At 39.1% G+C, this 6,000-nt stretch carries 4 protein-coding genes and 1 pseudogene; 3 read left to right on the top strand and 2 right to left on the bottom strand.

What is annotated here, in order from left to right; all coding sequences use genetic code 11:
* Window positions 1-289: 289 nt before the first annotated feature.
* Together FTU37_RS08655 and FTU37_RS08650 are read right to left on the bottom strand one after the other, a co-directional pair.
* A pseudogene (locus FTU37_RS08655) lies at window positions 290-640 on the bottom strand (hypothetical protein); the annotation flags it as partial.
* A gap of 64 nt (window positions 641-704) precedes the next feature.
* Window positions 705-2,408: a M61 family metallopeptidase gene (locus tag FTU37_RS08650; RefSeq protein WP_180106651.1), complete on the bottom strand. Its 1,704-nt coding sequence runs from the start codon at window positions 2,406-2,408 to the stop codon at window positions 705-707.
* Window positions 2,409-2,588: 180 nt separating this feature from the next.
* On the opposite strand from FTU37_RS08650, the gene FTU37_RS08645 reads away from it, so the two are divergent.
* The 3 genes from FTU37_RS08645 to FTU37_RS08635 all read left to right on the top strand — a co-directional run bounded on the left by FTU37_RS08645 (window position 2,589) and on the right by FTU37_RS08635 (window position 5,926).
* On the top strand, window positions 2,589-3,902 hold the full coding sequence (locus tag FTU37_RS08645; RefSeq protein ID WP_306669395.1) for a D-alanyl-D-alanine carboxypeptidase PBP6B: 1,314 nt from the start codon (window positions 2,589-2,591) through the stop codon (window positions 3,900-3,902).
* Window positions 3,903-4,005: 103 nt separating this feature from the next.
* On the top strand, window positions 4,006-5,307 hold the full coding sequence (locus FTU37_RS08640; RefSeq protein ID WP_168379354.1) for an NAD(P)/FAD-dependent oxidoreductase: 1,302 nt from the start codon (window positions 4,006-4,008) through the stop codon (window positions 5,305-5,307).
* Between the two features lie 136 nt (window positions 5,308-5,443).
* The gene (locus FTU37_RS08635) at window positions 5,444-5,926 is read left to right on the top strand and encodes a peptidylprolyl isomerase (protein ID WP_078194383.1); all 483 of its coding nucleotides are present in this window, start codon (window positions 5,444-5,446) and stop codon (window positions 5,924-5,926) included.
* The last annotated feature ends 74 nt before the right edge of the window (window positions 5,927-6,000 follow it).

Raw genomic sequence — 6,000 nt, 5'->3', positions numbered from 1 at the left:
GCAAGTAACTTGGACCAGTGTTGATCATTTAGCATTGTTCGAGGCATAGCGAGTGTAAAATTGGGTTTGGCGATTTAATTTTACTATCTCGCTATTTTTTTAATCAACAAATGTCAACAGACCCTAATATTTTCATTTCACGCTGATAAATTGTGTCATCCAAAGTCATTAATAAAACAATTCTTGATTCATTAATTCTCGAATAAACACTAAAAATTAATGAGCATAACTTTTCAGGCTTATTAGTTAATAGATCTCTAATATCAACAATTTCTAATTTTGGAGTGCATAATTCTAAGTAAGGTTGGCATGAATTATGATTCATTCTCAATTGTTCTGACTGTAGCTGAGCAAGATACCCTTGCTGTTTAACGCTCTCCTTCATCTCATCAATTTGCAATTGAAGCGCTCTTTCTTGCTGTTCCAAAGCTTTGGTATTTTGATCCAACTGTTTACCTTGTTGTATATACCCCATAATCAGCCAAAAGAATGCAATTGGCGCAAAAATGCCTGCAAGAGCATCTCCTAATTCATTTAAAGATGATGGAGATTCTAAACCTCCAAAAAACCAAACAATAATAATTACAGTCAACCAAATGCCTGTAATAGCAATACCCCAATTTAAACTTTTTTGATTCATCTTTTACTAATAAAAAACCCATACCTAAGTATGGGTTTTACATGAAAATTAAATACTTATCAAATTAAGCTTTTAACCACTTCTCAGCTTTAGCCTGATCTTCAACTTTAAGTTCAACTTCCGTCAATTCTGAACCTGCCGCTTCTACTTCAAAGCTCATCAACTCATCACGGCGGAATGCCAGTACGGTATAAGTTCCATCTTGCTTGGCATATTTTTCTGCCAATTTAACTGTCGCTTTTAGACCATCAATTGCAATAATCACATCATTTGCAGACAAGCCAGTTTTTGCCGCCGCACCGTCACGGCGAGCAGACTGAACCAACACACCTTCAGGCTTATCAGCCAGTTTTAAACCAAATGGCAATGATTTGTCATTTTTGAGTGTATAGCTTAAGCCAAACTCAGGGAACAACTGATCTAACGGCAATTCATCTGTAGTATTAATCAAGTGATTGATTTGTTCTAACCAATCATCACCTGTTAATTCATTACATAAATTGAAAATAGTCCGTTCATTGACTTGAATGCCATTTTGCGCATTTTCATATAGCTTACGCATTAAGGCATCAAGGCTAGAACCGCGCAGGCGTAAGCCTAGATCTAAACACAATGCAACGAGGCAACCTTTGTTGTAGTAACTTGTACCTGCGTTATTTGAGTTTTCATCCTGACGGTAGAATTTCACCCATGCATCAAAGCTTGATTCAGCCACAGTTTGAATCTCACGACCCGGATTTTGCAAATAGCGATCTATTTGTGCTTTTAAAAGCTTGATATAAGAATCCTGATTGATCACACCGCTACGCAGCAAGATCAAATCATCATAATACGATGTAAAACCTTCAAAAATCCAAAGCAAAGAGGTATAGCCTTCTTTGTTGAGGTCATAATTCACAAAGTTTTCTGGACGGATAAATTTTACCAACCATGAGTGGAAATATTCATGGCTGCATAACCCTAAGAAACGTTGATAATCTGCCGATGGTTCTACAGGTTCATTGGCTTTTGGCAAATCATCACGTGGGCTAATTAAACTCGTACTGTTTGGATGCTCTAAACCACCATAGCTATTGGCCGTTGCCATGGTCATAAAGGTATAGTCTTTAAATGGCGCCGAACCAAACATTGAAATTTCAGTCGAACAAATTTTTTCGATGTCTTGCTGCATACGCTGCGCGTTCATAGCATGTTTGCCCGACACCACAAACTCATGCGGAATGCCGTTGGCTTCAAAACTAAAACGGGTTTGTTCCGCCAGTTCAAACGGTGCATCAATTAACTGAGCATAGTTATCTGCATATAAGGTATAACGACCTTTCACTAAACTTTTTGACTTTAATCCAGTCGCAAGTTGGAAATGCTTTAACTCGGGTGGCAAGAAAACTTCAACCTCAATGGCTGTATCTTCTTGGTCAACTAAACCTAAACATGCGCAAGCTGGATTGACATATAAACGGCTTTGATCGACATAAGCACCACGGACCGATAAATCGAAGGCATATACATCATATTCAACCGTGATCAACTCATGATCTGTATTGAATAAACGCCATTTATTTTTTTCAAATTTCTCAATTTGTAACAAACGCCCATCTTCATCATATGCTCGAACGGCTTCGATATGCTTCGAAAATTCACGGATTAAGTAACTTCCGGGAATCCAAGTAGGCAACGAAAGCACCTGTGTAGGATTTGCCAAGAAACGTGCAGTGACATGGACTAGATGCTGACGATAATCGTCAAATTCGATTTGATAATGCAACATAATGGGCGATATAAAATAAATAAAAGATAACTTATCAATTAGATTAACATTTTTTACAACTGAATGCGGAACTGTCGCAATTGTCTACAATAATGACTAGTCAGCAGAAAAAAAAAGGCATAGCATGCCTAAAAATTTTTTCGTTTTACCACCAACGGAATGGTTGGTTAAGGAACCTCATTGAAACACATGATTTACCTCATCGCGCTGCTTAGTTTTCTATGCTCCACGATAGCAAATGCTGCCCTTTTAAATATTGTCCCTGAAACCGTTGAAGCTGAAGCTTGGACCATTTTAGACCCTCAGTCGGGTCAGGTGATTGCAGAACATAATAGCCATGTTCAGCGTGCCCCTGCTTCACTTACCAAAATGATGGTGGCTTATATTGCTTTAAAGGAAATTAAAGCAGGTCATTTAAAGAAAAATGAAATCTTAACCGCAACCCCAGTCGTACAAGTGGTTCAATGGGATGAATCACAAATGTATCTCAAAGCTGGTGAACAAATTTCAGTTGATCAGCTTTTAGCAGGTCTTGTGGTCATGTCAGCCAATGATGCCGCAGTGACTTTAGCTGAACGCATTTCTGGTGATATTCCAAAATTTATTGAACGCATGAACAAAGAAGCTAAAGCTTTGGGCATGAATGACACCAATTTTCAAAATCCAGCCGGTATTACCATGCCAGAACATTATTCATCGGCGGCTGACCTTGCACGTTTAGGGCAAGCACTGGTGACTGACACACCTGACTATTTGTATTATTCAAAACAACAAAGTTTTAGTTATAACCAACGCTTCCACCGTGCAACCAATATCTTATTAAAACAAGATCCCACCGTTGATGGCTTAAAAACAGGTTTTACTAAAGCTGCAGGTTATAACTTAGCTTTAACAGCCAACCGTTTGATCGCGAATCCTGACGCGCCAGAACGTCGTTTGATTGTTGTAGTATTAGGGGCAAAAAGTGGATTAAAACGTGCAGAAGTAGCACACAACCTCATGAACTTGGCTTATACCTATACACGTAATGAAGTTGCAATCAAAGATAAGCAATTAATTGCAGAATTACCTGTGGTTAAATCAACCTTGAAAATGTTTAAGGTGGAAACTCAACAACCTAAACTGATTACAACTTCACTTTATGATCAAGCTTATGCCATCGATTTAAAAGCTTTTGATCCTACACAGCAACGTATTCTTTTAAATACTGGCAATGGCCAAATTCAAGCCATTGAACCACTTCATGAAACACAGACTAAACTGAGTGTTGAAGTAAATGAAAAAGAACTCACTGCGCCTTTGGCTGAAGTAATGAAATTAGCCACCGTTACTGTTTATCAAAATAATCAGCTGATCAATACCTTTGATATCGAAGATGACGTGCAAATTGAAGAAGCCAATATTTTTGAGCGTTTCATGATGTGGATCAAAGGCCTTTTTAGCATCTTTAATACGGATGCAGCAGAAGTTAAAACCTACCCTTTAGGTCAATGATGTGATTATGTAACTTGTAAGACAATTCGTTATTTGTGCAATAAAGAAGATGACATACTCGTGCCATCTTCTTTTTTTCAACAATAATAAAATAGGTAATTCAATGAATAACGCTGATGACTCCAAGTTACACCATATTGTCATTGTCGGTGGTGGTGCTGGTGGTTTAGAACTGGTTACGCAACTCGGTGACTTACTCGGGAAAAAAAAGAAAGCGCGCATTACCCTCGTAGATATGAAACTCACGCATGTCTGGAAGCCCCTCTTGCATGAAATTGCCGCAGGGACGATGTCAGTCAGCGAAGAAGAAATTAATTACTATGCGCATGCTGCGAAGCATCATTATGAATTTGTCTTGGCTAAGTTTGAAAATGTTCAGCCTGCTGAAAAAACCATTCAGCTCAGCAAAGTCCAACAAGGTAAATATGAATCTACTCAAGAACAACTGCAACTGAGTTATGACACCCTTGTTCTTGCTTTAGGCTCAGTTTCCAACGATTTCAGCACGCCGGGCGTGTATGAACATTGCCATTATTTGGACAGTCTGCAACAAGCTGAAATCTTCCAACAAGATCTCTTACAGTTATATTTGGATGCGCAAAATAGCAATACAGCACGTGAGTTGAAAATTGCCATTATTGGCGCAGGTGCAACTGGCGTTGAACTCTCCGCAGAATTGGTCGAAGCCAAACATAATTTTTATAAATATGGTTTAAATAAAATTCATCCGCAAAGCGTACAGATCAATTTAATTGAAGGTGCTGATCGGATTCTACCTGCACTCCCTGAAAAAATGGCCGAGCATGCACAGCAGCAATTAAAACGCATGAAAATTGAAGTCTTAACCTCTAAACGTGTGGAAAAAGTCGATGCTGAACATGTTTATTTTAATGATGGCAGTAAAATTAAAGCTGAACTGAAAGTTTGGGCGGCAGGTATTAAAACACCAGAAGTGATTTCGAAGCTTGAAGGTTTTGAAAAAGACCGTATGGGGCGTTTAAGTGTGTATGCAACACTACAAACCAAAGCCTACCCTGACATTTTCGCTTTTGGTGATTGTGCTCATTGCCAACCGCGTGCAGATGAACCCGTCCTCGGCCCACGCGCTCAAGTGGCCAGCCAACAAGCGTCATTTCTCGTGGATTGCTTAAAGGCACGCATCCGTGGTCAGCAACTCCCAATGTTCGTATTTTCAGACAAAGGTTCTTTAGTCTCTTTAAGTAAACATAAAGCGGTTGGTGAACTTTTAGGTCAGGTCAATGTTCAAGGCTTTGTTGCCAAATCAATGTATGTTTCATTGTATCGAATGCATCAAGCCACAATTTACGGCTACGCACATGCAGGACTATTAACGGCTAAAGATTTTGTTACACGAAAAATTGCGCCTAAAATTAAATTGCATTGAAATTTACAGATTTGCCCCGATTAATGAAAAAAGCATCATAAGCATTTAAAAATTGCATTTTTTTGATAAATTTAGTCTACAAAAGTGCAATTTCACTTTATGATGTAACCCTTAAAAAATTGAATGGATCAATAACATGACTGCTATTGCAAATAACTCTGTGGTTTCTTTCCACTACACATTGACTAATGCAGAGGGTGAAACTCTCGACCAATCTCAAGGTGAGCCACTAGCATATTTGCACGGCGCTGGTAACATCATTCCAGGTCTTGAAAAAGCTCTTTTAGGCAAAACAGTTGGTGAAAAATTCACTGTAACTGTACCTGCTGCTGAAGGTTATGGTGAATACAATCCTGATCTCGTTCAAGAAGTTCCTGCTCAAATGTTCCAAGGCGTGGACAACATCCAACCAGGTATGCAATTCCAAGCTCAAACTGATGATGGCGTTCAAATCGTGACAGTTAAAGCGGTTGAAGGCGACAACGTTGTTGTTGATGCGAACTTTCCACTTGCTGGTCAAGATTTAACTTTCGAAGTTGAAATCGTTGAAATCCGTGAGGCTTCTGCTGAAGAACTTGAACACGGTCACGTACACGGTGCAGGCGGTCACCACCACTAAGATCTTCTGATCTCTAGTGCAAAAAGGCAAAGTTTTTACTTTGCCTTTTTTATTGCGCCTGATATAGGTATGCC

Origin of the sequence: Acinetobacter sp. YH12097, assembly GCF_013419225.1 — a bacterium.
In the GTDB taxonomy this organism is placed as follows: domain Bacteria; phylum Pseudomonadota; class Gammaproteobacteria; order Pseudomonadales; family Moraxellaceae; genus Acinetobacter; species Acinetobacter amyesii.
The sequence above is the reverse complement of the archived record's forward strand: the minus strand, read 5'-3'. Positions and strand labels throughout refer to the sequence as shown.

Excerpts from the sequence above, each read along its gene's own strand:
- FTU37_RS08635 (WP_078194383.1), top strand. The coding sequence starts at position 5,444 with ATGACTGCTATTGCAAATAACTCTGTGGTTTCTTTCCACTACACATTG.
- FTU37_RS08650 (WP_180106651.1), bottom strand. The coding sequence starts at position 2,408 with ATGTTGCATTATCAAATCGAATTTGACGATTATCGTCAGCATCTAGTC.
- FTU37_RS08640 (WP_168379354.1), top strand. The coding sequence starts at position 4,006 with ATGAATAACGCTGATGACTCCAAGTTACACCATATTGTCATTGTCGGT.